Genomic DNA, 23,145 nt, shown 5'->3' on the forward strand with positions numbered 1-23,145 from the left:
ATCGCAAGAAAGCGTCAAGTAAGTTTGGTTGATACAAAGTACTACCACTGTATTTCACGTTGTGTACGCCGTGCATTTTTATGTGGCGAAGACCGTTTTACAGGCAAGTCTTACGAGCATCGTAGAGGCTGGGTTGAAGACAAACTGCTTGAGTTAGCTAAGGTGTTTTGTATTGATGTATGTGCTTATGCCGTAATGAGTAATCATACCCATTTAGTACTGTATGTTGATGATAAGAAAGCGAATAGGCTGAATGATAAAGCGATTGTTATTCGCTGGCATAAACTCTGTAAAGGCACATTGTTAACGCAAAAATATGTACAGGGTGAAAAGCTAAGTAAAGTTGAACTTATCTTTTTTAATCAAACAGTAAAGGGATATCGAGAGCGCCTATCAAGTATTAGCTGGTTTATGCGGTTGTTAAATGAAGATATTGCTCGCAGAGCAAATAAGGAAGATAACTGTACTGGCAGGTTTTGGGAGGGGCGATTTAGCTCACAAGCATTACTAGATGAAGCCGCACTTGCCGCCTGTATGGCGTATGTAGATTTAAACCCCATTAGAGCCAAGATGGCTAAAACGGCAGAAGAGTCAGACCATACCAGCGCTCAAGTACGCTTAATATGCGCAAAAGAAGGCAAGCAGCCAAAACAGCTCCTTCGCTTTGCAGGTATGCCACGTCAGATTATGCCCAAAGGGCTGCCGTTTGAGCTTAAATCGTACCTTGAACTTGTTGAATTTACAGGACGTTGTATACGAGAAGACAAGCGAGGGTATATTGAAAGTACACATTTGTCTTTACTGGAAAGGGTGAATATATCTCCAGAAAACTGGTTAAAGCTTACAACCCAATTTACGCGCGTATTTCGTGGTGCAGTGGGCAGGCCAGCCTCACAAGAAGCTTATTGTGAAAACTTAAAGCGAAAGCGGCGAGCGAATATCAGTAACTGCGAAAAGCTACTGGCATAAAACGTAAACTACTCAGTAAAACTATTCAATAATAAATTACAACTGCACCATGCAGTCATTTTCATGCGTGCAATTTAGATTAAGAGCGCTAATGACTTATTTGATGGATGAAATGAAAATAACCTGTCGATAAAAGATATGTTATTAACCTACAAATTAAATTTAATGGCAACATTTTGTTTGTTCAATTAAAGTGGCTGTCTAGTTTATCTGGTTTATCTGTTCATATAAAAAAGCTGCAAAACACGATGCATTAAGAAGGGGAAGCCCTTTTAACCTAAATAAAAGCCACTCAACCACTCGTAATCCCTTCCAAAACGCCAATTTAAACAACACCAAACACTTCTTTATATGCTGCGTAAAAATACAGTAATCGATTGAACCAAAATAGGAACTCAGCTATGGTTTGTTTATCAATAAAAACAAACAAAAAACGAGTTAATCTACAGGCTCGTTAGGCGTTTCTCAGGTTTGGAGTTCAAATGGGATCTAAGTTTTGGTTTGTTAGAGCATTAAAAGTATTTCTTGGAGTAGCTGCTTTACTTTTTATAGTTGAGTTGCTTAAACAGCATTCAGTCCAAGAAGCATTAATTTTTGCTTGTATTTGGTCTTCAATCACAACAGCAATATTTATATGTTCAAGGCTATATCAATCACGTAAAGGTGTAGAGTGTGCTTTGTGCAATGACATTCCAAACAAAAGTGATAAAAACACCTAACAAGATAATTGGACTCCCAAACTCTACACTGAAGTAGAAATTATTTTTCGGAGTTCAATTATGAATAAGTTAAGAATTGGTGTCGATTTAGCTCATAAATTAACAATTAAAGTGGCTGTCTAGTTTATCTGGTAAAACACGATGCATTAAGAAGGGTAAGCCCTTTTAACCTAAAATAAAGCCACTCAAGCCCCGTAATTCCTTCCAAAACGCCAATTAAACAATATCAAACACTTCTTTATATTCTGCGTAAAAGTACAGTAATAGATTGAACCAAAATAGGAACTCAGCTATGGTTTGTTTATCAATAAAAACAATTAAAAAACGAGTTAATCTACAGGCTCGTTAGTTTACTAGTGAATTAAAATAGATATGAGTCTAACTAAAATTATATTATTGTCATCTTACTCATTATTCTTTGTTTGTGGGATTTTGACTGGAAGGAATAATATTGAAGATTGGATTGCGTCTTTAATTCTATATAGCATGACTCACTATTATATTTTACCGTTCTGTACGGGTAAGCCAATGTCCTTACCTTATTCAAGTGAAATGGCTAACAAAGATGAAAACGATGGTTACCGTTACTTGTTGTTTGGTATCTCTTTTGTTTTAGCTTTAGCTGTATTAGCAAATTAAATAGATAAGTAAACTAACAAGGCGTTCTAACGGATAATGCTCCTCACCCGTTTTAGTGGACACCTCCTCATCACTTTGATGAGGCTAAAATGCCTAGATATACTCAACCTAGGAAGACATGGTTTTACCCAGTTAATTTCAAAATCAAAGTGCAGTGGCATAGTGATTTTGGCCACTATTTACATACAAACTTGTATAAAACCAAGTGGGGATTTTTTATGCCTTAGTTTTATTTAAAACGCCCACTAATGTTAAACTACAAAAAATTTAATTATTTAATATAGCTATGGCATTTTATATTCCTTTATTACAACCTCACTTTAAGCACATTGAAATTGGCGATACGCTTACATCACTTTGGAGTGGGTGTGGCAGTATTGTGCAGTGCCAGCTTGATGATAAAGCCTGTGTTGTTAAAGCGATTAAAATACCCAGCTATATACACCACCCTAAAATTAAGCAAAGCGAATTTGCGCTTGAAAGAAAGCAGTATTCCTATAGCGTTGAATACACTTTTTATAAGCTTTATAGCCAGTATTTACCAAAATATGCGCAAAGTATTGAATGTATAAGTGCAATTAATAAAGACGATGAATACGCGCTGGTGTTTAAAGACTTCACCAAACATGGGTTTACTCAAGCGGGGCTACAACATGTTAAAGCTATATTAAAGTGGCTTGCACACTTTCATGCGTTTAACTTAAGTAAACCCGCTGACGGGTTATGGCAGCAAGGCAACTACTGGCATTTAAGCACACGCCCAGATGAGTTTAATAAACTGAAAACAACGGATGATAAAAAGTCCGATATTAAAAATGCTGCACATAAAATAGATGAGCAGCTACAACGTTGTGCGTATAAAACGCTGATTCATGGCGATGCAAAAGTTGCTAACTTTGCAGCAAATGAGCGCGATGAAATACTCGGTTATGATTTTCAATATATAGGAGCAGGTTGCGGGATAATTGATGTAATGTATTTTATGACCAGTTGCTTAAGTGATGCACAATTACACGAGTGCGCTGATGAGTATCTTGCTTATTATTTTGATAATTTAAATGCTGCTATTGCTACTTATCACCCTTTAGCACCTGCCGATAAAATAGCTGACGATTGGCTCGCTTTATGGCCTGCTGCATGGGCTGACTTTTATCGATTTTTATCTGGCTGGAGCCCTGAGCATCAAAAAATAAATAGTTATATGCAACAGCAAGTAAATAGCTGGTTAGCGAGTAACATTTAATAAACACAACGGGTTGATTGCTTGCATAAATATCAGGCAAAACAATACATTTTGGCACGATGTATGAAAATCTCTTTAAAACTACAGGTCAAATGACCTTTTTTAATATAAAATACTGCAAATTCTTGTATCAGTAGGTTTATATCATGGCAATTCACGTTATTTCTCACCCTCTTGTTCAACATAAACTAGGCCTAATGCGAGCGCATGGTATTAGTACTAAAAGCTTTCGTGAATTATGTTCTGAAGTTGGAACCTTATTAACTTACGAAGCAACTAAAAACCTACAGTTAGAAGATAACGAAATTACAGGCTGGGATGGCAATAAATTAAAAGTAGAGCATATTAAAGGTAAAAAAATTACCGTAGTGCCTATTTTGCGTGCTGGTCTTGGCATGATGGATGGTGTTATGCAGTTATTACCAGCCGCTAAAGTAAGTGTGGTTGGTCTTGAACGTAACGAAGAAACACTAGAGCCAGTACCGTATTTTGAAAAGCTAGTAGGTAATATTGATGAGCGCTTAAGCTTAGTTATTGACCCTATGCTTGCAACGGGTGGTTCTATGATTGCCACAATCGATATGCTTAAAAAAGCAGGCTGTAAAGAAATCAAAGTAATTGTACTAGTTGCAGCACCAGAAGGTGTTGAAAGAACACTTACAGCACATCCAGATGTAGAAATATTTACAGCCTCAGTAGATAGCCACTTAAACGAAAAGGGCTATATTATCCCTGGTTTAGGCGATGCGGGCGACAAAATATTCGGTACTGTTTAGGAGTCTTAAGTGCAAAATAATGACACCTTTTCAATAAAAACTATTTTAACGGGTGCGCAAATGCTGTTTGTAGCATTTGGTGCGCTGGTATTAGTGCCGCTTTTAACGGGTTTAGATCCTAATGTTGCGCTTTTTACCGCAGGCATTGGTACTTTGCTGTTTCAGGTAGTGACTAAAGGCCAAGTGCCTATATTTTTAGCTTCATCGTTTGCTTTTATTGCACCTATTATTGCCGCTGTACAAATGTGGGGCGTTCCGGCCACTATGGGCGGCTTAATGGTAGCGGGTTTTGCTTATATGCTTTTAAGTTTATTAGTGAAATTTAAAGGCGTTGCAACGCTTCATAAAATTTTACCACCTGTGGTTGTAGGCCCAGTAATTATGGTTATTGGTTTAGCGCTTGCACCTGTTGCTGTAAATATGGCGATGGGTAAAAGTGGCGACGGCAGTATTCAAATTATTGATTACACCAGCGCTATTTATATTTCGTTGTTCTCGTTAGTGGTTACGCTTGTTTTTGCAGTGTGGGGAAAAGGCGTATTTAAGCTTATACCTATATTAGCAGGGGTTGTAGCGGGTTATTGTTTATCGCTCGGCATGGGCGTTGTGCAATTTGACGCAGTGACTAATGCACAGTGGTTTGCTGTACCAAACTTTACTTGGCCTGAGTTTAAATGGCAGGCTATTTTGTTTATGGTACCTGTAGCAATAGCACCTGCAATTGAGCATATTGGGGATATGATGGCTATTAGCCAAGTAACCAATAAAGACTTTTTGAAAAAGCCTGGGCTTCACCGTACTTTGTTTGGTGATGGCCTTGCGACTTCTGCGGCATCATTATTTGGTGGCCCGCCTAACACTACTTACTCAGAAGTAACGGGGGCAGTTATGCTTACCAAAAACTTCAATCCTAAAGTAATGATGTGGACAGCCATTATCGCCATTATTTTAGCCTTTGTTGCTAAAATGGGATCTGGCTTACAGACTATACCTGTACCTGTAATGGGCGGCATTATGATTCTACTTTTTGGCTCTATTGCTGTAGTGGGTTTAAATACATTAGTTAAGTCGGGCGATGATTTAACAGCACCACGTAACTTAAGTATTGTTGCACTTATTTTGGTGTGCGGTATTGGCGGTATGCATATAGGTGGTAGCCAATTTAGTTTAGAGGGCGTAAGTTTATGCGCTATTTTAGGCATTGTGCTCAACCTTGTATTACCTAAGGCGCAGCCTCAAGAGAGTTAATAGTGCACGTAAGTTAAATAGATTGCACCATAATAGCGCATTTATAATGCGCTATTTTTTTAACCTATTAATAAATATACAAAAATAATAATGGTCTATTACCTGCATTTAATTTCCAGAACGCATCGTATGCAAAGGAGTTACTATGTCAGAGGCCAATATTGTGGATATAACCCCGTTTTTAGCAAAACACCAACTGCCTTTAAAGTATCAATATTTGAGTGAGCAATATTTTGTTCCACTCGCGCATGACATCCTCGAATCTAAAAAAACAAATACTCCTATTTTTGTTGCCATAAATGGATGCCAAGGCTCAGGAAAAACAACACTCGCTGATTTTTTAGTTACCTGGTTTTCTAAAAACACACCACTTAACAGTGTTGCATTGTCGATTGATGACTTTTATTTAGCAAAACAAGCACGTAGTGAACTTGCCAAAGACGTACATCCTCTTTTTACTACTCGCGGAGTACCGGGTACTCACGATGTAGCGTTAATGAATAGCACAATAACTAACTTACTGGCAGGAGAGGTAAACGTACCGCTTCCACGTTTTAATAAACACGAAGACGACTGCGTGCCAGCAAGTGATTGGCTAACAAACGAAAAGCCAGTTGATATTGTTATTTTAGAAGGGTGGTGCGTGGGCAGTGAGCCACAACCGTTGTTTTCATTGAGTGAGCCGCTTAACGAGTTAGAGCAACAATTTGATAAAGAAGGCGTTTGGCGCCGCTGTGTAAACAGCTGTTTGGCAAACGAATATAAAGCCGTTTTTAACCTAATTGATTATACCATTATGCTAAAAGCACCGAGTTTTAGTGATGTTTTTACATGGCGACAAGAGCAAGAACAAAAGCTAATAGCCAAAAAAGGTGAAGGCTCAGGCACCATGACTAACGAGCAATTGGTGTATTTTATTTCTCATTTTGAGCGCATTACGCGTGAGAACTTAAACACACTGAGCGCTAAAGCAAACGCTTTAATTGAACTTGATAGCAACCGCGATATTAGCGGTATGCACCTAACGAGTGATGACACCCTTCAACCTATTATTTTTACAGATTTGGACGGCACATTACTCGATCACGCCGATTACAATACAAATAATATCAGTGAGTTATTACAGCAGCTGCAAAATGCACATATTCCTGTGGTGTTTAATACCAGCAAAACTTTTTGCGAAGTTATAGAGCTTAAAAACGATTTAAACATTCAGCAGCCTTTTATTGTAGAAAACGGTGCTGCGGTATTTATTCCAGAAGATTATTTTGAACTTAAGCCTATAGGTTGCAAAAAAATAGGCGCGTATTGGTGCTACGCAATGGCAAAGCCGCTATCGAGTTTATTAAAGGACTTAAATACTTTAAAGGCAGATTATAAAGCACATTACAAATTGTTTAGTGACTTATCGAGTGAGCAAATATCAGAACTTACAGGTCTCGATGATGCGCAAGCAAGACGCGCACAAACCCGCGATTATTCAGACCCTCTTTATTGGTATGGCAATGACGAATTACTCACAGCTTTTGTAAACGATGTTGAAGCACTCGGCTACGATATAAAAATTGGTGGGCGCTTCATTCATATTGCCAAAAATACCGATAAAAGCGCTGCACAGCAGTGGTTAGTTAAACAGTTTACCCATCATTTCAGAAAGCCTCTCACGGTCATTGCATTGGGTGATAGCGATAACGATAAGCAAATGTTAGAGCATGCAAATATCGCCATTATTATCGCCAATCCGGCGAGTAAAAAGCCGGTTAAATTGTCGCACAATAAAGCACGATACTCTCAATCGCCAGCACCGCTGGGCTGGATTGAAGAAATAACATCGTTGCCGTGCATTAGCAGTATTTTAAGTATTTCTGAGGAGCAAACATTTCATGGCTGATTTTTATCAAAATGGCATTATTACAACATTACATAATATTGCCGACAGACCAATAGAAGATCTAGAAAAAGAGCTACTTACTTTTAGCAAGCAGCGCCCAATGGGATTAATACTTCCTTCGTTATTTAGTGAACTTGAAGGCCCTGCACTGCAAAATATAGTTAGCGAATTACGCGAAGTACCGTATTTATCGCAAATTACCATAGGTTTAGATAGAGCCGACGAAGCACAGTACCGCCATGCACTTGGCTTTTTTAAAGAGCTAAACCAAAACCATAAAGTATTATGGAACGACGGCCCACGCTTACAAGCACTTGATAAAGAATTACAAGAGCTAGGCGTTGCACCGCGTGAGCTGGGTAAAGGCCGTAACGTGTGGTACTGCATGGGCTATAAATTAGCAACAGCAGAGGTGGAATCTATTGCGCTGCATGATTGCGATATTTTAACCTACGACAGAAGCTTACTTGCTCGCTTAATTTACCCCGTTGCGCATCCGCGTTTTAACTATGAATTTTGTAAAGGGTTTTACCCGCGTACTGCTAATGGCAAAATTAATGGCCGTGTATCGCGCTTATTAGTAACGCCACTGCTTCGCTCGTTTAAAACAATTTTAGGCAATACCGACTACCTTGAATATATGGACTCATTTAGATACCCACTTGCAGGTGAGTTTTCGTTTAGACGCGATGTTTTAAACGATATTCGCATTCCAAGTGACTGGGGCCTTGAAATAGGCGTACTGAGTGAAATGTATCGTAACTATTCGCATAACCGCTTATGCCAAGTAGATATTGCCGATAATTACGATCATAAGCACCAAGAACTTTCACTTGATGACCAAAGCGCAGGCTTGTCTAAAATGTCGATTGATATTACAAAGGCATTGTTTAGAAAGCTGGCAACACAAGGTGTTACTTTTACCAGCGAAACAATTCGTTCATTAAAAGCGACTTACTACCGTATCGGGCTAGATTTTATTGAAACCTATCACAACGATGCGCTTATGAACGGGTTAACGCTTGATGTACACCAAGAAGAAAAAGCAGTAGAAATGTTTGCACAAAATATTATGGAAGCAGGGCAACACTTTTTAGAAAACCCAATGGAAGCGCCATTTGTGCCAAGTTGGAACCGTGTTGTATCAGCAATGCCAGACGTACTTGAGCGCTTAAAAGAAGCCGTAGAGCTAGATAACGAAGAATATAGTTAACCTGCGTGCAGGTTAACTAGCCTATAAGTCTAAACAATAAATATTAGGGGCGCATGTGAGCACAGTTAGCGAATTATTTTTACAACGAGTAGAGCAACATCTTCATATTATTTATGAGGGGGTTGAGCTGCCTTTATCGGTTACTGAGCTTGCTCAGCAACTCATTAAAATTATATTAGGTAGCAATGCACTGCGCGACCCGACACCCCATACAAACCGATGGGATGAACAAGATATAGTATTGATTGCTTATGGCGACTCTATTATTAAACACGATGATAGTGAATTTGCCGTATCGAGCCCAATGGAGGCACCGCTTAAAACACTACACCGGTTTATAAAAGAGCAATGTGATATGCAGTTAAATGCGCTGCATATATTGCCATTTTACCCGTATAGCTCAGATGAAGGCTTTGCCGTAATGAACTACGTGCAAGTGAATGAATCGTTAGGTGATTGGGGAGATATTCAAAACATCGCTAAAGATGTAAAGTTAATGGCAGATTTAGTTATTAACCATTGCTCAAGCAGAAGCGTATGGTTTGAGAACTTTTTAAACGATTTACACCCTGGTAAAGACTATTTTAAAACGGCCAGCTTAACGGATGATTTAAGCCAAGTTGTACGCCCGCGAACCTCATCGTTATTAAATACTGTAACAACGCCAAGCGGCGAAAAGCACGTATGGTGTACGTTTAGCCACGATCAGGTTGATTTTGACTTTGGCAATCCTGATGTACTTAAAGAGTTTGTGGGAATAATTAGGCATTATTTAGACAATGGCGTGCGTTTGTTTAGGCTTGATGCGGTTGCATTTTTGTGGAAACAGCTTAATACAAGTTGCATTAACTTGCCGCAAACACATGAAGCAGTAAGGCTAATGCGAACACTTATTGAGCACGCAGAGCCCAGCGTAGTTATTATTACCGAAACCAATATTCCAAACCAAGAAAACCTATCGTACTTTGGTAACGCTAACGAAGCGCACAGTATTTATAACTTTGCATTGCCGCCATTGTTGCTTCATACATTACTTAGCGGCGATAGTACTGCAATAAAGCATTGGATGATGAGCATGCCGCCTGCGCAAAATGGGACGGCATACTTTAACTTTATAGCCTCGCACGATGGAATAGGGCTCAGACCAATTGAAGGTTTACTACAACCCAGCGAAGTGGCGTCACTAGTAAGTACAACCATGCAGTTTGGTGGTCGTGTATCTATGCGTACAAGTAACGATGGCACACATACACCGTACGAGCTAAATATTGCTTTATTTGATGCACTTCAAGGGACGCACAATGGCCCCGATAAGTTTGGCCTTGAGCGATTTATGTGTGCTCACGCAATTATGTTTGCACTTGAAGGTATCCCAGGGCTTTATATTCATAGTTTGTTGGGTACAACTAACGATTACGACCGATTTGAAAATTCACAGCATAACCGCGCTATAAATCGTCATCGTTGGCAAGAATCAAAGCTACTGGCTGCAATTGGTGAAAAGTATAGTCATCATCATAAAGTGTTTAACGGCATAAAAAGCTTATTGGCAGTACGCAAAAAGCAGAGTGCCTTTCACCCCAATGCTACACAGTTTACGCTACATTTAGCAGGTGGGTTGTTTGGTTTTTGGAGACAAAGCATTGACAGGCGCCAAAGTATATTTTGTGTTTATAACATTAGCGATAAACCACAAACACTCACATTGGCCGACTTAAACTTAATTAACACCCAAAAGTGGTTTGATTTGGTGGCAAATAAAACGATTGAAGAAAGCCAATTAACGATAGAGCTAGAACCATACCAAAGCGTGTGGCTGAGTAATATTAAATAAGACCTATTAAAAAGGCTCGCACTGCGAGCCTTTGTTTTAACTAGGGCGTGTTGATCTTTGTGGATTGAAATTTGTTCAATCTAGGGGCGATTAAATCGCGACGCGAGGTTTGTAACCTAGTGGGCTAAGTAAAAACCGAGCAAAGCTTCCGCGTCCTGCTCACGCCCCTTACCTACATCCATGTAGGCAACAAAGAGTTAATCGTCCCTAGAAAGAACCCTTCGGGCAGCGCATGTTTGGTATTTATGCTGCGTTATCGCCTATTTATGGGGAATAACCACACTACATAGGCTCTGCCTTGCCTAAAAACCAAACATACTGCTGTAAATTCACCCACCAATGATCAACACGCCCTAATAAGTTATTTTATTAATTATAAGCTGTAGCTTAAGTTAATGTAGCCAAAGCGGCCAATGTTATCGTAACTTGCGCTACCCGCGCTTGTACCACGTGAACCGTACGGAAGTTTACGGTTGAATACGTTATCAACACCTACTTTAACGCCTAAACCGCTATCGAAGTTATAACCAACAGTCATATCGGTAATAAAGTATTTACCGTAAGACATTTGATTACTTGGGTTAGGGTTGTTTTCAAGTTCAACATTTGTGTATAAATCGACTTCACTTAAAAAGCGTGTTTCAACTGTTGAGAAAAAGTTATCCATAACATAACTTACAGATAAGTTAGTTTGCCACTTAGCTTCACCTGTAGTACCTGCGTATTCAATGTAGTTACTAGGGTCGTCTTGGAACGGGTAATCTTTACGTTCAATTAAGTAAGTACCAATTAAGCGTGTTTTAAAGCTACCTTCAAACGCGTCAAAATCGTAACCTAGTTCAAAATCTATCCCTGATGCTTTTTGGCCAGCAACATTTAATACAGAGTTTTGAATTAAAGTAATTTCACCATTAGCATTACGTGTGATTAAGTTACAGTACTGATTGTTTATACCTGTTGCGCTATCTACACAGCGATCAAGAATGTCTTGCGCGTTAATTGTGTCAATTGCATCTTCAAGTTCAATTTCCCAGTAATCAATAGTAAGTAGCGCGTTTTCTAAAAACTCTGGTTGGTAAACAATGCCTACAGTTGTACTTGTTGACTCTTCGCCTTTTACATCGCGGTTACCACTGCTTAAACCATCTAAAGAGGCTGAATCGTAATCTGAGTTAAAGTCACTCGCTACGCCTAATGCGGCACAGTTTGCAGTACGTGTTGCACCGTTTGATAAGTCACCTAAGTTTTCAGCGCGACACGGGTCGTCTACATTGTAGAAAGTTTGGCTTGCTGCACCAAATACTTCACTAATGTTTGGCGCACGAAGTGCTGCAGATTGAGTTACACGTACACGTAGTTCATCGTTTACAGTCCAATCAAGGCCAAGTTTCCAGCTAGTTGCTTCGCCAATCGTACTGTAGTCAGCATGACGTACTGCTGTATCAAACACTAAATCTTGAATAAGCGGTAAATCAGTTAAAATTGGCATCGTCGCTTCAAAGAATACTTCGCGAACGTTAAACGAGCCCTTATCTTCGCCCAGTGCGTTAAAAAAAGTACCTTCAGCGTTATCAGGCTCTTTAGTTTCGCTTTCTTCTTTACGGTACTCAGCACCAAATGCAATACCTACATAGCCCGCTGGTAATTCAAAAATAGCGCCATTAGCGAGTGAGCCAGAAATAACTGTTTGCTTAATAGTTGAAGTGCCAACAGATACCGTATTAATGTAATCAATGGCTTGTTGAGATGGCGAACCAAACCCCATAATATTTACAGGAACACAGCCATCAGCTTGGGCTGCAGCACTACGACATACTACGTTACCATTTTTATCTTCAACGGCATCAAGTGCATTAAAGTAATTTGCTACAATCATGTTAGCGCCATTTTCGCGCTCTAGATCAGTTTGGCCGTATACTATTGAGGTATCTAATTCCCAATCATCAAATACTGTGCCTTTTAAGCCGGTAACAAAGCGCGTTGTTTCACGCGTATTGTTTTCAATGCGGCGGCCAAGGTCGGTCATCATGCGGTTAACCATGATCGAATCAACACCTTGCTCTTCCATACGTGCTTTAATGGCTGGGTCTAGGTAAGGGTTGTCGATTTTGATGCTGTTTTCATCGTCAAAGAAGAAAAACGCAGGTTGACCTATGCTTTCGCCTTGGCTATTTACGTATTTTGCATCAAAGTAAACGTTTAAGTCGTCGGTAACATCGTAGTTAACTTTAAAGTTTACGTTGTAGCGCTCAAACTCAGGTTGAATCTCTTCAAATTGACCAAGATTAAACGAATCACAGTTTGCACACGACAAGCCATCTACATTATCACCTATGTATAAGTTGCGAGCGCTGCTGTCGGCATTAAAGCTATTAGTATATCCATCTTCAAGTGCATAAACACCGGCGTTATTAATAGCGTAATAACCTGCATTAGGCGTTAAAATTTTATCAGGGAAAGCTGCGCTATCTTTGTTTGCTTCTGTTTGGGCTTGATTACGTAAACTACTAAACGAAGTGCTAGTCCATGGGTGGTCAAGTGCGTTTAATGAATCCTGGCCTGAGTACTCAATAGCAAAAGCTGCATTACCACGATCGTTATCAAAGTTAGAGCCGTATGAGAACGTCGCTTTTTCGTTGTTGTAGCTGCTTAAATCGGCAAAACCACGTGTAACGCTAAAGTCCATGCCTTCAATGTTGTCTTTTAATATAAAGTTAACAACACCTGTTACCGCATCAGCACCGTATACAGCAGATGCACCACCAGTAATTATCTCTACACGTTCAACCCATACACTTGGAATAGTGTTGGTATCTACAGATTGAGAACCTGCAGAGCTTGATACATGACGCTTGCCATTTACAAGTACCAAAGTACGATCTGTACCCATGTTACGTAAATCAAGAATATTTAAACCCGCAGTACCAATAAAGCGGCCTGAGTTAGCCATAGAATATGTATTGCCAAGTGCTGGTAAATTGTTTAGCGCTTCACCAATGTTTACAGCGCCAGTGTTCATTAGCTGCTCGCCACTGATGACTGTAACAGGTGCAGGCGCAATCGCACCTTCACGTAAAATACGTGAACCCGTTACTTCAACACGTTCAATTTTTGTTGCTTGCTCTTCTTGTGCAAGCACAGAATTACTTGCTGTTGCAGCAGCAGTAATTAATGCACATTTAATGCTAGTAGAAAGTAAGTTATGACGTTTCATTTGATTCCCAGAGAACATTTTTAGTAATTAAATACAATGTAGCTTTATTATGAGGGCGGCGATTATTGCATGCTGATTATTTTATTAAAAGTAGCTAACTCACTGTAAAGTAAGTAACTTGAAATAACCTGAAGAAATTTTGTTGTGTTTTTTGGTATTAATTACAAAAGCTTTTTAAATGATTTACTGAGGTTTTTTACATTTAGTTTTTCTTATGTATTTTAGTTATTAACATTGGTTTTTATTTGTTAAATTTTCAGTTGTTTTTTAAGTCAACTTTTTGCGGTTTATAATTATTCATATATAAATTTTTATTTATTTGAAGTTGCCAGTGAGTGTTATATGTACTTATTTGTAAAGGTTATGTGTGTTATTACTCTTTTAAAATGATTTTTATTAGATGTTTTTTATTCAAAAAAAATCGTTATTTGAATATTTTTCACTATTGCAGCTTTAAAATGATTAATTTGTAAACCCCCTTTACAGTTCAAAGTACTCATAACAGCTCGTAAAGTTACTTTACTACGTAAACTTGATACAATTTAGGTGTTTTTAATTAATAGGTTTGACCATGAAGTATTTAGTAATTATTTTTACCTTTGCGTTTAGTTCAATGTCTTTTGCGCAGCAAGAAGTCGATCTTGAAATAAATATGAAAAATACGGGCCTTGCTTATAAACAAGCAGTGCAGGCAACTCAACTTAGTGAATTTAATACTGCGATTGATGAATTTATAAAGCTAGTAAAAGTAAGTAAAACAGCTAAGTTTTACAAAAAACCTGAGCAGTCATTGCAGGGCCTTGATAAAGTGATTGCTCAAGCTGAACTTGCAAAAAAGGCAGCAATCGAGCAGGGGCTAAGTGCGGCAAAAGAACCACTGAAAAATATAGATAACTTACGTAAAAAATATCATGAGTTACACGAGCCTCCAGGGTTCTTTGAATTACTGTTCGGTTCATAAACCTAGACACTATGTATCTTTAGTAGCTACTTTTAAGCTAATTATGTTAAAGGTATCTGCAGCAATAAATATAAGGAAACACAATGGAAATTTCAGTTTCAATGTTAGAAGGCCAAAAGCAAAGCGCTAAATTTGGCGACCTAGAAGTAATAAGCGATCAAAGTGTAAACGCTGGTGGCAATGCAGAGCATCCAGAACCGTTTGATTATTTTTTAGTAAGTATGGTTTTATGTGCAGGTTTTTATGCGCGTAAGTTTTGCGAGCAGCGTGATATTTCAACGCAAGGTATGACGCTTACCCAAAACAACGAAAATGTAGATGACAACGGTAAAAAGTTATTTTCAATTGAGATTAACTTACCTGATGGTTTCCCTGATAAGTATAAAAAGGCGCTTATTGCAGCTGTAAATACCTGTACGGTAAAAAAAGTAATTCAGGCAGTGCCAGAGTTTTCAGTAGTGGTAAAATAGTCCCCCTAAATTAGGTAGCTTAAGCAAGCTACCTAATTATATGTTGAGCATCCCCGTTTAACTTATTTCTTTTTCATTCCTTGTACTGCTTTAAAGCGTGGGTTGTTTTTACAAATTACAAATACGCGGCCTTTGCGTTTTACAATTTGACACCCCGGACGTTGCTTAGCACTTTTAAGAGAGCTTAATACTTTCATATCTTTTCCTTTTTAACAGTCGATAAACTTTTAAAACGACGATTAAACTGCGCAACGCGACCATCTGTAGCGGTTGTTTTTTGCTTGCCTGTATAAAATGGGTGCGAGTCACTTGATACATCAATAGGTACGTATGGGTAAGTATTACCATCGATCTCGATTGTGCGATTGGTTTTAATGGTTGAGCCAATAATAAAGTAAGAATCGGCAGCGGTATCGTGAAAAGCAACCACGTGGTAGTCAGGATGAATATTTGGTTTCATAATACGCCTTAATAAATGATATGTGATAATGTATCATTTTAATTTAACGTATTTATTCTCTCATTGCAAATTATTCAAATGTTCCTCAAAAAGGCCGTGATTGCTGGCTATTTGCGCAAATAAATCAAAAAATAAGCACTTGAATCAAAAATGCTGGCTATTGGCGTTTAGGCTGTTATAACTATATTTAAGAGTTAAAACGTTAACAAATACGGTTATAAAGTTATTACAGAGGTTATGTATGAGTGACGCAACACAACAACAAGAACAAATTGATCAAGGGGTAATGGAAACCCTAAGAGAGCGCGACCACAGTACCTTGGCGCAACAAGTAAATCCTTTAACCTGCAACCATAACGATATTGTAGAATTACTAGCGCGGTATATGGCACTAAGCGAGCAAGAAGATGATGAGCTGTTTGATGATTGGTTTGATAACCTAACTAAAGAGCAACATACTGTTTTAAAAGTATTTGAAGTTTACCGCGGACAATATGAGCACCAAAATTAAAGTATTTATTTTTGTATGTATGCCAAATCCAGTGGTTATTTAAATAAAACTAAATAGCCACTACTACTTTTTCATTAAAGGGTAGCTATGTTGTATCAACCACTAATCCCACTTGCTTAAATCATAATTTTTTGCGGATTGAATCTTATCTTTATTTAGGCACGACTTACTGATATTTATAAATATTTATTTATTGCTATTTTTAGGTAATGTTCTAGTTTGAATAGGCAGACTGTTTATAATTTAAATAAGTTTATCGGATTATAAACTCGAAAATATTCGCTCCAGTTTTGTAATTTATAAAATATTTAAAATTAATAGAGCTTTAATGATTAAACCTGAGATTCCAAATAACGAAGCTGAGCGATTACACGCGCTTAGAGCATTAAAAATTCTAGATACGTCTCATGAAGAGCGCTTTGATCGTGTTACTCGTATTGCCAAGCGTATGTTTAATGTTTCTATTTCATTGGTTACTTTGATTGACGAAGACCGCCAGTGGTTTAAATCAAGGCAGGGGCTTGATGCGCCTGAGCTTCCTCGCGAAACCTCATTTTGTGGCCACACCATAAATCAGGACGAGTTATTAATAATCCCAGATACAGCAAAGGACGAAAGGTTTTTTGATAATCCCTTTGTTACAGGCGATCCTAAAGTACGCTTTTATGCAGGCTTTCCTTTAAAATTAAGGGAAGGAGTCATTATAGGCACTTTGTGCCTTGCCGATAATAAACCTAGACAACTCAATGATGAAGAAAAACAATTACTAAGAGATTTAGGCACGTTAGTCGAGCGAGAAATTCAATCAATTCAACTAGCCACAATTGATGAGTTAACAAGAATCTCTAATCGACGTGGCTTTTTAAACCTTGCCGAACATACGCTAAATGTATGTAGGCGAAACAAAGTATCAATGTCGTTTATATTGTTTGATCTCAATAAGTTTAAACAAATTAATGATATTTATGGACACCACGAAGGCGATTTTGTATTAAATAAATTTGCACAAATTATGCTTAGTTCATTTCGTGATTGTGAAGTCATAGGTCGACTTGGCGGAGATGAATTTGTTGCGATGTTAAGCGACTCAGACGAGACAAAAGCAGAGTTTGTTTTACAAAGGTTTGCGGATGCAATAGCGCATGCTAATAATACCTTAAACAAGCCATACAAAATTGATTACAGTGTAGGAGTAACACACTTTAAACACGATACAGGTAAATCAGTTGAGGATATGATTCAAGATGCTGATGTTGCAATGTATCAGCAAAAAAAGCAGCAATCACTTTAGTGAACTGTTTAGTTTAATTGCTGCTTGAACTTCACTTAACTTCCTCATGCTAGTACGAATTTTATAATATGCCGTTATTCGCTATTGCAGTCATTTTTTGCAGCGGGTGATGCTAAAGACACATTTGGTTGCCAAACTCTGTTCCATATTTTATGAAGATTGTTTAATTTTGGCCTTTGACTTATTTTTTCAAAGTTACCAAGGTTTACTTCTGAATCATTTTTTTGACCCACTACAAAATTAAACACATAGTTGCATTCCATACCCATACGTAAATCAGAAAGTACAATATTGCTTTGCTGTTGGCGTACCGAATAAAACCCTTTAGTAAACCACTGCAAGCGTTTTATAGCCCATTCATCGCTAATATTATTTAACAATGAAGGCGTTGTTTGATAAGCCGTTAATGTTACATCGCTGGGCGCGTCAAATACTGATGCATAACCTTCGTAGTATTGTCCGTCAGACATCACAACAATACGCCACAGCAAAGTGGTTAGCGGAGCAGGCGTACTAACATACGCATTTACTGGTATTTGTCTGTTGTTGAGAGCCGTTTTTACTTTGTCATCAATATTTACTTTTAAAATTAAAGCGCAAAATAAATATAGACTACTTAAAACTAAAGCCGCTGCATTTATACGATAAGCCGTTGCTGCTTTTATTTTGGGTATTAGCGTACATATTACGCCAATTAATAAAGGAAGCGTGTAAGCGGGGTCAATAATAAACACACTAGAAACCGCAAAGGGGTACTCAGTAAAAGGCCAGAGTAATTGTGTACCGTATACCGTTAGGCTGTCTAGTAAAGCGTGGGTAGATAAACTCAAAAACACCAGCCAAAACCAGCGTACTTTATAAGTTTGCATTCCCGCGTGTACTTTTAATATTAGCCATACAATAAGCGGGCTAATTAATAAATGTATTAATAACGAATGGCTAAAGCCACGGTGATAAGTAAATGCTTCTACAGAGCCGCCATAAGGAAAAAATACATCTAAATCAGGGAGTGTGCCCAAAGTGGCGCCCCACAAAACGGCTTTTCGGCCTACTTTGTTGCCTAATACCGCATAACCTACAGCACTACCTAATGCTACCTGCGTTAAAGAATCCATTTTGATTAATACCTTTAATTACTACTTTTGTTATTTATACTTTTCGATTATTAAAAAGCGTCAAAAAATCGGTTAAAACATTTAATAAGCAAATCAATATACAGAGCTTATAAACTAAGCCTAGGCTTTATAAAATCTAAAAACGCTGTAATTCAAGATGATACCGTACTATTTTTTATAATACATGGCTTGTATAATTTCTCGGTTATTTGGCGAGCTAATTGCATTGGGTAACACTTCAACTAATTTACCTGTTTTTAGGTCATTGCCAATCATAAAGTGAGAAAGTAACGCAACACCTTGGTTTGCAATACACCGCTGGCGCACTGTTTCACCGCTGCTTGCGCTAAGCGAAAACGTAAATAAAGCGGGCTTTACTAACGGCCAGGTATTTAATTTAGGGGAGTCACTAAAACCAATTAACTTATGATTTTGTAAATCATCAATTTGCGCAATTGCTGTTACGCGTTACAGCGGTATGCATGATAAACGTGAAATTCAGCAAGTATAAAGTCTTAGCTGTTAACCTTGAAACTAAAATTAATGACCTCATACCTGTTATGAGGTCATAGATTTTTAAGTGACAGTCGTAATAAGAAGTAAAAGGTGTATTTCGTAAAACTTCAGAGAAGTTTGTATTTTTAACCGATTATTTTGTAAGGATAAACCATGACAAAACGTGTAATAGAAATGCCAGAACTCGGTATGGGTACATTCCGCTTAGAGGGCGACACTGCCTATAACTCAGTAAAAATGGCACTCGAAGTTGGGTTTCGCCATATTGATACCGCACAAATTTATGGCAACGAAGAGCAAGTAGGCCAAGCTATAAAAGACAGCAATATTCCGCGCAGTGAAATATTCTTAACTACCAAAGTGTGGAATAACAAATTAAATAAAAGCGACTTTATCCCAAGCGTTAAAAAGTCACTTGAAAAGCTACAGGTTGATTCGGTCGACTTACTGCTAATTCATTGGCCATCGCCTGCTAACGACGAGCCAATGAGTGAATATCTCACTGAATTACTAAAAGCGAAGCAGCTTGGTTTAACTAAGCACATTGGAGTATCAAACTTCACTATTGCAAACTTAAATGAAGCAATGCAAACGCTTGACTCGCGTGAAATATTTACCAATCAGGTTGAGGTTCACCCATATTTAACTAATACTAAATTACGCGCATTTTGTGCTCAGCACGACATTCATGTAACAGCATACATGCCATTTGTAGTAGGCAAAGTACTTAAAGATCAAACCATTATCGACATTGCTAAAAAGCACGATGCAAGTCCAGCACAAGTTGTTTTAGCATGGGTTAACGCCAGTGGTATGACGACAATTCCATCATCAACTAAGCGCAAAAACTTAGAAGATAACTTTAACGACCACGTTAAATTAGATGATGAAGACATAGCCCGCATTGATGGTCTTGATTGCGGCGACCGCCAAGCAACACCAGAATTTGCGCCGCAGTGGGATCAGTAAACTTACCTCAAACGCAAAGTTAAACTAAATATTTTAAGGTGTAGATTATCTACACCTTAACTTTTAAGAAGGAATACACATGTTAACGGTTATAGCTGCACTGTCGTGCAAAAATATTGATGCAGATGTGATGCTTACAGCACTTGAAAACTTACAAAAGTCATCGCGCCAAGAAGTAGGGTGCTTACGTTATGAACTATCGGTAAAAAGTGATGATGAACATACCGACTACGTTGTTAGCGAACAGTGGGCGTCTGACGAGCACTTTGAAGCGCATAAAAACGAGCCACACTTTAAAGCGTTTGGTACGCAAGTTACTGGGCTTTTAACCAATAGTAGTATTGATGTATATAAATCAATTGGTTAAATTCTTTTTATAGTGCCTATTATGGTACGTATTAAAATACTCAGCTAGATTACATATCATAAAGTAAATACTCAAATAGGTGCTGTTAACCTACATCACCTTTTATTCTTACAGCCCAACCTGCCTAAATACTCAACTTCGCCAATATCAATGAAACCTATTAGGACTCTTTTTTGTTAATGCACAGTGCGTCGAAATCAAAAGAGGTTCATAACTTTATTAAAGTCGTTTTGGTATCACAACCCACTCTAATAAATAGCCTATTTAATTTGTTGTTTACATTAAAATTCTCTGGTGTGAATATAGGAAGATGTAATTTAAGGCATTAAGCATATATGTTCGACTTGAATAGTTTGAAAGGAAAAGTTCTTATAGCTGTTTCATTAAGTCATATTCACGAAAAAGTTCACCAGGCATGGCAAGATAAGAGTAATGAAGGTTTTTTGATTTGCTATGAAATAACCTTAGAATTTGAAGATGGCAAAACTTATTTAATTAAACCGTGTGAAGTTGACGCTATTGGTTATTACCCAAGTTTAGGCTTGAGTATTGAACCTGTAGAAAGAACTGAATTATTGTACCCTTTTAATATTTCAAAACTGCCGAGCCGAATATGCGACATTGTTGAAAGTGATCATTTAGGTGAAGACGTAGTAAATCAATTTACACTAACTTTTGATAATGGAAAAAATTTTGTTATCAGACATGTTTATCCACCTATGACGGTGGGAATTAGAGTAGGGTAAATCTTAGGTAGTAATTTAACTATAAGCCTGGTAGTTGTTAATAGGCTCCTTACTTCTGCATATTTTAACTAACCACTTTCTATTATGAGACGTAAGGTATACGTGACATGTTTGATGAGTTCAGATATATCTTGTCAAAAATTGAAGTTAAAGAACACGTTGAATGGGGAGCATCAATTGAATTAATTGATTACGATCACAAGGATTATATTGAAGACGTATTGTGTGAAAAGTTCGGTCTTGAATATGCATTCAGTTCTAATAAAGATATTACGGGAGGATATGTTCTATACTTCTGTAAAAGTGCAACTTTTGATCAAGTCAAAAATGCAGTTGCAAAGATAAATAACTACCATGAATTACAAAGCAGAGAATTCAAGGTAGCACCGTATAAGTAATTAAGGCGAGAAGGGAGGTTAGCCGCTGGCAATTTTCGTCCTTCAGTACTTACCTATTTTACAGCTGAGTTAATTAATTAAATAAATAATGGAGACATGGGTATGGAAATTAATAAATCTAATCAATCTATTCTTATTTTTGTAATCCCTTTATTAACTGCGTATTTCGGATCAAAAGTTATATTTCACTTATTTGCTTTTGAGTATCTTGTGTTTACAGATACTTTTGACATTCTAAAGCTACTCATTGATATTAGTGTATTTGGAGTGTTGTTCTATATTAGTTCACTGGGTGTTGGTTACTTCATCAGAGCTAAAACATAAGTTTTTTAATCATTACTTGGTAAATTGCTAGCTGAAAAATCACAGCTAATAAAGCTTTAATAGCCTTTAGCTGTATCAATTTATATGGAAATAATAATGAAAAAATTAATCGCAATAATAGCGTTGTTAGGCTTTGTCTCATTTGCACAAGCTAATGATAGTTTTGTAGTGAATGCCAAGTTTTATGATAATAAAAACTTAATTGGTTCACCTATTTTAGTAGTAAATTCAAACGAAGAGGCGTCAGTTTCAGTTGAAAATTCGTATAGTTTTGCTTTTACAGTAACGCCAATTGATGATTCTACTGTTAGTTTAGCAACTGACCTGAAGCTAGGTGGAAAACATATGGCTCCCTCTTTAGTTGTTGAACTAGGCAAAGAAGCAAGTATCAATATTGATGGTAAAGAGCTTTCAGTTTTAGTAAGCAAATCAAACAGCTAACAAGTTAAAAATTAGGAATATAATTAATGAGAAACTCAAGAAATGAAATAGTAAAATATGGAGTCTCTTTTGGTACAGCCCTAGCAATTGCTATTTCATGGAGTGCTAACGAGTCTGTGTTATGGGCAATTTTGCATGGTTTTTTATCTTGGTTTTATGTTATTTGGCATGTAATTACGCGATAAGTGTTTTCGCGTGTGCACGGATTGATTATGTAGACCGCGGTCAATGTTAATAGTCGAGTAATTACCATTTAAAACGATTAAGTTAAAAATATAAAAGGAATAATTAATAATGAAAGGTGCGGGTGGAAGCTCTGGTGGTATTGGGCATTTTTTTATTGGTTTGATTATGATGTGCGGTGGCTTTTATATGCTGCTAAACGCAATTTCGGTGACCTCTAATTTTGGACTAAGTTCTCGCATTTATAGTGTTAATGCTTTAGGTGGCTTTGGCGTCACAGGCGGCATGGTTATGATCCCATTTATTTTTGGTGTGGGTCTGATTTTTTACAATTCTAAAAATATTTTAGGCTGGGTGCTATCTCTAGGTTCGTTAACCGCACTAATATTTGGCGTTATATCGAGTGTTCGATTTAGTATGCGAACTATGACGTCGTTTGATTTGATTGTTATTATAATTTTAGCGTTTGGTGGCTTAGGGCTGTTTTTACGTTCGCTTAAATCTATTGATACTTAAATAATTACCACGCTTTGTTTTAAATACAATTTTAATTATAGGCATTTAACATGATGTTCTAATGCCTAAGCTAATACATTAATAATATAACCCTTCCTATTTACTGCTTAACCAGTAACGTATTTTAAAGA

The 23,145-nt window shown here is 37.6% G+C and carries 24 protein-coding genes and 1 pseudogene; 20 read left to right on the top strand and 5 right to left on the bottom strand.

Translation table 11 applies throughout. The features are described 5' to 3' along the window. The 9 genes from I6F66_RS06565 to I6F66_RS06605 form a co-directional block, all read left to right on the top strand. The coding region (locus I6F66_RS06565; RefSeq protein ID WP_231611845.1) for a transposase at positions 1-969 on the top strand (969 nt) is incomplete at its 5' end. 482 nt (positions 970-1,451) lie between these two features. Continuing rightward, positions 1,452-1,688: a hypothetical protein gene (locus tag I6F66_RS06570; RefSeq protein ID WP_197161352.1), complete on the top strand. Its 237-nt coding sequence runs from the start codon at positions 1,452-1,454 to the stop codon at positions 1,686-1,688. Positions 1,689-2,120: 432 nt separating this feature from the next. Continuing rightward, complete coding sequence (locus I6F66_RS06575) at positions 2,121-2,327, top strand: hypothetical protein (RefSeq protein WP_197175919.1); 207 nt, start codon at positions 2,121-2,123, stop codon at positions 2,325-2,327. Between the two features lie 286 nt (positions 2,328-2,613). Continuing rightward, positions 2,614-3,570, top strand: a complete 957-nt coding sequence (locus I6F66_RS06580; protein WP_197208951.1) for a phosphotransferase — start codon at positions 2,614-2,616, stop codon at positions 3,568-3,570. A gap of 146 nt (positions 3,571-3,716) precedes the next feature. Continuing rightward, positions 3,717-4,346: a uracil phosphoribosyltransferase gene (gene upp / locus I6F66_RS06585; protein ID WP_007580883.1), complete on the top strand. Its 630-nt coding sequence runs from the start codon at positions 3,717-3,719 to the stop codon at positions 4,344-4,346. Between the two features lie 9 nt (positions 4,347-4,355). After that, the gene (locus I6F66_RS06590) at positions 4,356-5,594 is read left to right on the top strand and encodes a uracil-xanthine permease family protein (protein ID WP_197118906.1); all 1,239 of its coding nucleotides are present in this window, start codon (positions 4,356-4,358) and stop codon (positions 5,592-5,594) included. Positions 5,595-5,739: 145 nt separating this feature from the next. Continuing rightward, positions 5,740-7,485: an HAD-IIB family hydrolase gene (locus tag I6F66_RS06595; protein ID WP_197208952.1), complete on the top strand. Its 1,746-nt coding sequence runs from the start codon at positions 5,740-5,742 to the stop codon at positions 7,483-7,485. Beyond that, entirely contained in the window at positions 7,478-8,698 is a 1,221-nt protein-coding gene (locus I6F66_RS06600; protein WP_002958673.1) for a glycosyl transferase, read from the top strand. Before I6F66_RS06595 ends, I6F66_RS06600 begins: the two co-directional genes overlap by 8 nt. Positions 8,699-8,753: 55 nt before the next feature. Then, positions 8,754-10,532, top strand: coding sequence for a sugar phosphorylase (locus tag I6F66_RS06605; RefSeq protein WP_165736388.1), 1,779 nt, complete (start codon positions 8,754-8,756; stop codon positions 10,530-10,532). Positions 10,533-10,905: 373 nt separating this feature from the next. On the opposite strand, the gene I6F66_RS06610 is transcribed toward I6F66_RS06605, so the two are convergent. After that, complete coding sequence (locus I6F66_RS06610) at positions 10,906-13,746, bottom strand: TonB-dependent receptor (protein WP_197208953.1); 2,841 nt, start codon at positions 13,744-13,746, stop codon at positions 10,906-10,908. Between the two features lie 571 nt (positions 13,747-14,317). Between I6F66_RS06610 and I6F66_RS06615 the strand changes: the two genes are divergently transcribed. Continuing rightward, the gene (locus tag I6F66_RS06615; RefSeq protein ID WP_165728067.1) at positions 14,318-14,707 is read left to right on the top strand and encodes a cytochrome b562; all 390 of its coding nucleotides are present in this window, start codon (positions 14,318-14,320) and stop codon (positions 14,705-14,707) included. Between the two features lie 83 nt (positions 14,708-14,790). After that, positions 14,791-15,177, top strand: a complete 387-nt coding sequence (locus tag I6F66_RS06620; RefSeq protein ID WP_002958670.1) for an OsmC family protein — start codon at positions 14,791-14,793, stop codon at positions 15,175-15,177. Between the two features lie 62 nt (positions 15,178-15,239). Here I6F66_RS06620 and ykgO read toward each other — a convergent pair whose 3' ends face one another. Further along, the gene (ykgO, locus tag I6F66_RS06625; RefSeq protein ID WP_002958669.1) at positions 15,240-15,374 is read right to left on the bottom strand and encodes a type B 50S ribosomal protein L36; all 135 of its coding nucleotides are present in this window, start codon (positions 15,372-15,374) and stop codon (positions 15,240-15,242) included. Beyond that, complete coding sequence (locus I6F66_RS06630; protein ID WP_197208954.1) at positions 15,371-15,637, bottom strand: type B 50S ribosomal protein L31; 267 nt, start codon at positions 15,635-15,637, stop codon at positions 15,371-15,373. The genes ykgO and I6F66_RS06630 overlap by 4 nt, the downstream gene beginning before the upstream one ends. A gap of 241 nt (positions 15,638-15,878) precedes the next feature. Here I6F66_RS06630 and I6F66_RS06635 point away from each other — a divergent pair, with 241 nt between their 5' ends. Together I6F66_RS06635 and I6F66_RS06640 are read left to right on the top strand one after the other, a co-directional pair. Beyond that, the gene (locus I6F66_RS06635; RefSeq protein WP_007580861.1) at positions 15,879-16,148 is read left to right on the top strand and encodes a hypothetical protein; all 270 of its coding nucleotides are present in this window, start codon (positions 15,879-15,881) and stop codon (positions 16,146-16,148) included. Between the two features lie 328 nt (positions 16,149-16,476). Then, positions 16,477-17,439: a sensor domain-containing diguanylate cyclase gene (locus I6F66_RS06640; RefSeq protein ID WP_165741646.1), complete on the top strand. Its 963-nt coding sequence runs from the start codon at positions 16,477-16,479 to the stop codon at positions 17,437-17,439. Between the two features lie 74 nt (positions 17,440-17,513). On the opposite strand, the gene I6F66_RS06645 is transcribed toward I6F66_RS06640, so the two are convergent. Together I6F66_RS06645 and I6F66_RS06650 are read right to left on the bottom strand one after the other, a co-directional pair. Continuing rightward, the gene (locus I6F66_RS06645; protein WP_197208955.1) at positions 17,514-18,554 is read right to left on the bottom strand and encodes a metal-dependent hydrolase; all 1,041 of its coding nucleotides are present in this window, start codon (positions 18,552-18,554) and stop codon (positions 17,514-17,516) included. Positions 18,555-18,706: 152 nt separating this feature from the next. Next, a pseudogene (locus I6F66_RS06650) lies at positions 18,707-19,001 on the bottom strand (LysR substrate-binding domain-containing protein); the annotation flags it as partial. A gap of 222 nt (positions 19,002-19,223) precedes the next feature. On the opposite strand from I6F66_RS06650, the gene dkgB reads away from it, so the two are divergent. The 7 genes from dkgB (at position 19,224) to I6F66_RS06685 (ending at position 23,014) form a co-directional block, all read left to right on the top strand. Further along, complete coding sequence (gene dkgB / locus I6F66_RS06655) at positions 19,224-20,039, top strand: 2,5-didehydrogluconate reductase DkgB (RefSeq protein ID WP_024591732.1); 816 nt, start codon at positions 19,224-19,226, stop codon at positions 20,037-20,039. A gap of 79 nt (positions 20,040-20,118) precedes the next feature. After that, positions 20,119-20,406, top strand: a complete 288-nt coding sequence (locus I6F66_RS06660) for a putative quinol monooxygenase (RefSeq protein ID WP_002958660.1) — start codon at positions 20,119-20,121, stop codon at positions 20,404-20,406. A gap of 335 nt (positions 20,407-20,741) precedes the next feature. Further along, entirely contained in the window at positions 20,742-21,152 is a 411-nt protein-coding gene (locus I6F66_RS06665) for a hypothetical protein (protein WP_197208956.1), read from the top strand. Between the two features lie 107 nt (positions 21,153-21,259). Then, on the top strand, positions 21,260-21,550 hold the full coding sequence (locus I6F66_RS06670; protein WP_101217001.1) for a hypothetical protein: 291 nt from the start codon (positions 21,260-21,262) through the stop codon (positions 21,548-21,550). A 420-nt stretch (positions 21,551-21,970) separates the two neighbouring features. Beyond that, positions 21,971-22,315 (top strand): hypothetical protein, encoded by a 345-nt coding sequence (locus tag I6F66_RS06675; protein ID WP_197208957.1) that lies wholly within the window; start codon positions 21,971-21,973, stop codon positions 22,313-22,315. A gap of 26 nt (positions 22,316-22,341) precedes the next feature. Continuing rightward, complete coding sequence (locus I6F66_RS06680) at positions 22,342-22,500, top strand: hypothetical protein (protein ID WP_007378675.1); 159 nt, start codon at positions 22,342-22,344, stop codon at positions 22,498-22,500. A 109-nt stretch (positions 22,501-22,609) separates the two neighbouring features. Beyond that, positions 22,610-23,014, top strand: coding sequence for a hypothetical protein (locus tag I6F66_RS06685; RefSeq protein WP_002958658.1), 405 nt, complete (start codon positions 22,610-22,612; stop codon positions 23,012-23,014). Positions 23,015-23,145: the final 131 nt, after the last annotated feature.

Origin of the sequence: Pseudoalteromonas sp. NZS100_1, from assembly GCF_015864285.1 — a bacterium.
Taxonomy (GTDB): Bacteria; Pseudomonadota; Gammaproteobacteria; order Enterobacterales; family Alteromonadaceae; genus Pseudoalteromonas; species Pseudoalteromonas arctica.